2 protein-coding genes are annotated in these 3,673 nt (G+C 32.8%); one reads left to right on the top strand and one right to left on the bottom strand.

Translation table 11 applies throughout. From position 1 onward, the window contains the following. A partial coding sequence (locus AFK68_RS06150) for a COP23 domain-containing protein (protein WP_143437613.1) occupies positions 1–428 on the top strand: 428 nt, incomplete at its 5' end. A 415-nt stretch (positions 429–843) separates the two neighbouring features. Here AFK68_RS06150 and AFK68_RS06155 read toward each other — a convergent pair. Beyond that, a complete protein-coding gene (locus tag AFK68_RS06155) occupies positions 844–3,396 on the bottom strand; it encodes an AAA-like domain-containing protein (protein WP_094672016.1) in 2,553 nt (850 codons plus the stop codon). Between the last annotated feature and the right edge of the window lie 277 nt (positions 3,397–3,673).

The raw sequence follows: 3,673 nt of genomic DNA on the forward strand, positions 1-3,673 counted from the left end.
TTGTTACTGCCACGGTAATTGGATTTTTAAATCTCTCTATCGGTAATCTTTCTGCTAAGGCTCAGACTCCTAATTTTTTCTGTGGTAGAATTGGCGCAACTCCAGCTACAATTGCTAATAAACAAGGCAAGAATATTCCAATTATTCTCTGGGGTGCTAATAATTATTTTGCTCAATCAGGAGAAGATGCTCTTACTAGATGTACTAGAGTATCTGGAATTTTATCTACTCAAAAACGAAGTCGATATAGGAATATTACAGTAGGTGTATCTAAAAACGGACAACCAATGGTTTGTGCTGCTATAGGTGGTTCTTGTCGATTATTATATCAAGTTCCTCGTGGTCAAAACCCTCAACAAGCTCAACAAGAATTATTGAGAAGAGTTGTTAATCCTCAACCAAATTTACCACCTATTAATATTAATTGAAGGAAGAAGGAAGAAGGAAGAAGGAAGAAAATTTGTCAGCATTTGTGGAAAAAAAACTGTAGGGGTTTGGTCTCTAAATCTCCCTATTTTTACTAGGAACTTGCTGATTAAATCTCAAAGCATTTACAATAAATCAGGTGAATTTAATGGTCTGAAATATCTTAATTTTCAGCTCTTTATCCTCAAAAAGTTAGCATTTTAGCCAAGATTGGCAAAAAAATTACTCCCCTACTCCCCATTCCTTAAAAAAGACTTTTTCAGCAAACCCAAGTAGGGTTTGGAGACCAAACCCCTACAATAAAATATTACCGAAAAATTAAGGTATAAAGCCTTCTATTTCAAGAGAAAAAAGAAAAACAAATCCTTTTAGTCAATCCTTCTATTACAGAAGAGGTAATTATTAATTGTTGAAGACTTATTTAGAATTGCTATATTCGCCCTCACAAAATTCTCCTACTCTCATAAAATAGTTTGGTCTTTCTTCTAAAAATCTACAACCTTTACTCAAAAGCTCCTCCAAATTTTCCACAGACCTTAACCAAATTTGACCATTACTATCAGCTACAGCAATTTTTTTACCATCTAAACTAAAGGCTATATCAATCACATTTTCTGAAAATTCAAATTGGCTAATCTGTCGCCCTGATAAATTCCAAAGTCGCACAATACTATCAATTCCAACAGTAGCTATTAATTCTCCATCAGGACTAAAATTAACTAGCTTAGTATCCAAATGTAAACTTTGAAAATTATTGACTAATCTACCTGTATAAATCTGCCACATTTCTACTACTCCATTTGATGTTGCTGTTAGTAACATCTGAGGTTTATTGATGCTAAAGTTCATACTAATAGCTTCTACATCTAGGGTTTGAAATTTATTTTCAGATATATCCCATAACCTAATAGTAGATTTGCCATCTAATGTTGCTAAAAAATTGCTATTAGGACTAAAACGAACACTTCTAATTAAACCATTATTATCCAAAATTTTATTAGAGGATATAGTTATGGGCGATGATGATAGGTTCCAAATTTGCACAGGAATATCTATACCAGCAGTTGCTAAATATTTACCATCAGGATGAAAAATGAGACTATTAACAGATTTTTGTTCTGTTTGCCATTCTGTAATTTTTTTGCCTTCCAGATTCCAAATAATTACTTTTCCATCTACTCCTGCTGAGGCTAAAAATTCTTGGTTCGGACTAAATTTTATACTGGTAACTGCACCCTGATGACCTTGCAAAATAATTTTTCTTTTCTGAAGTATACTATCTTGAAATTGTTTTTGTTCATCAAGTTTATCAAGAATCATTTGTAAAGCTAATATTGGTCTAGTGGCAGGATATTCTGCTAGAGGAGTATTTTTATTTACTAAAGATTTTAATCTTTGTCCAGCAGAAATAGCTTTGGGTAAAGCTTCTAATAATTCCTGATTTGTTGCCGATTGTTTGATAGCTAATAATAAAGCATCAGTGCCAGTTTGTTCAATTTCCCGACTAGATTTTGCTAGTTTAAATCTTTGATGAGCTAATAGTGAAAAACTTATGGAAAAAATCAAAGATATACCTAAAATAGTGGAACCTATTTGAATCCAACGTTTAGCTTTTTTTTGTGCTTTAACAACTTCTGCTTGAGCTTTTTGAGTTTCGATTTTTGTTGATTCTAAAGTTTCTGTCTGAGCATCTAATACTAATTTCTGGCTAGTAGTCAAAAATTGGAAATCTTGATTTCTTAAACTTTTTCCGGCTGCCCAAATTAAAGCTGATTGTAAATTTTGACCTTGCAATAAATAGCCATTATCTGCACAATTAGAATTGAGCCATGCTTTAATTTCCTCCGAATATGGAGGCAATTTTTCCAATTCCTCAATAATCATTTCTTGATAAAAAACCGTCCCATATATGGGATTAGCAACTATTAACTTACTATCTCGTTTAACTACTAATCCAGATAACCTAAGTTCCATTTGTTCCGGACTATTATCCCCTACTATTCCCGTCAAATTATTCTGTAAAATTTCCTGATATAATCCTAATCTCCTGACTATTCTTTCATCCTTTCTGAAGATACGATCGCGAATAGTCTTTAAATGTTCTGGTATATCTTGTGCTTCCCAATTATGAATTATTTTTGACCTCACAATTTCTGCTACTCCCTCTGCCGAATTAATAATTAATTCTCCATTTTCAATTAATAGTTTACAGAGCTTTTGAGTTAAAAATGGTTGCCCTCCAGTCCAAGTTAAAACCTCTTGTAAAACTGCCTCCGGTTCCTGACAAATTTCGACTAATCCATCCATCAATGGTAAAGCTTCATCTAATTGAAAACCAGTTAGTTCAATTGCCCTGCCAATATTAAAAGGTGTACTACTTTTATCCTGACATAAATCTTGAGGTGTACTAACTCCCAACAAAGCAAAAGTTAGACGATTATATTCTTGATTATTAGCGCGTTTGTTGTAACAAGCTCGAATAAACCCTAAAAAATCATCCACAGGGAAATCTAAAGCAAGAATACTATCAATTTCATCAATAAAAATCACAATATTATGATTAATTTGTGTCAGTAATACAGTTTCAATAAACTCACTTAATCTTTGTACAGGAGCCAGATAATCTCGTTCCCGCCACCAAGTACGAATATTCACATATTCTGATAGATCAAAATTATTTTCTAATATTCTGAGAATACCTGCATACCACTGTTCAATAGTAACACCCCGATTACCAATTTCTGAAATGTCGATCGCCACACAATAAATACCCTCTTTTTGTAATCTTTGAATTGTTCTAACTTGCAAACTAGATTTTCCCATTTGACGAGAATTAAGAACATAACAAAACTCACCCGCTTTTAGACCTTCATAGAAATCTGCATCTGCTCGTCGCTGAACATAATTAGGTGCATTTTTTGGAAGACAACCACCAACTTGATAATAAGATTTTTGAGTTGAAGTATTCATATTATGGAAGTATTTATCGTCTAAGTGAATAGTTATTTTGTAAGCATTCAGCTATTAGCTATCAGTTAGAGCAATCAGTTGTAATTTGTGATAATTTGTAATATTTTATCTAACGGGGTTTGGTTTCCAAACCCCTACAGTTTTTTCTCACATCTCATTCCTGATTGCTATATCAGCTATTAGTTATTAACTCATTGTATTGGAAGGAATAATTAATCTCCAAGGAGAATTAAAAGTTACTAATACTATTACAATTATCCCGTGAGGAATTATTAGC

The organism is Hydrocoleum sp. CS-953, from assembly GCF_002260545.1.
GTDB lineage: Bacteria > Cyanobacteriota > Cyanobacteriia > Cyanobacteriales > Microcoleaceae > Trichodesmium.

What these genes read in the sequence shown, in the direction of transcription:
- AFK68_RS06155 (WP_094672016.1), bottom strand. Translation starts at nt 3,396, where the DNA reads ATGAATACTTCAACTCAAAAATCTTATTATCAAGTTGGTGGTTGTCTT.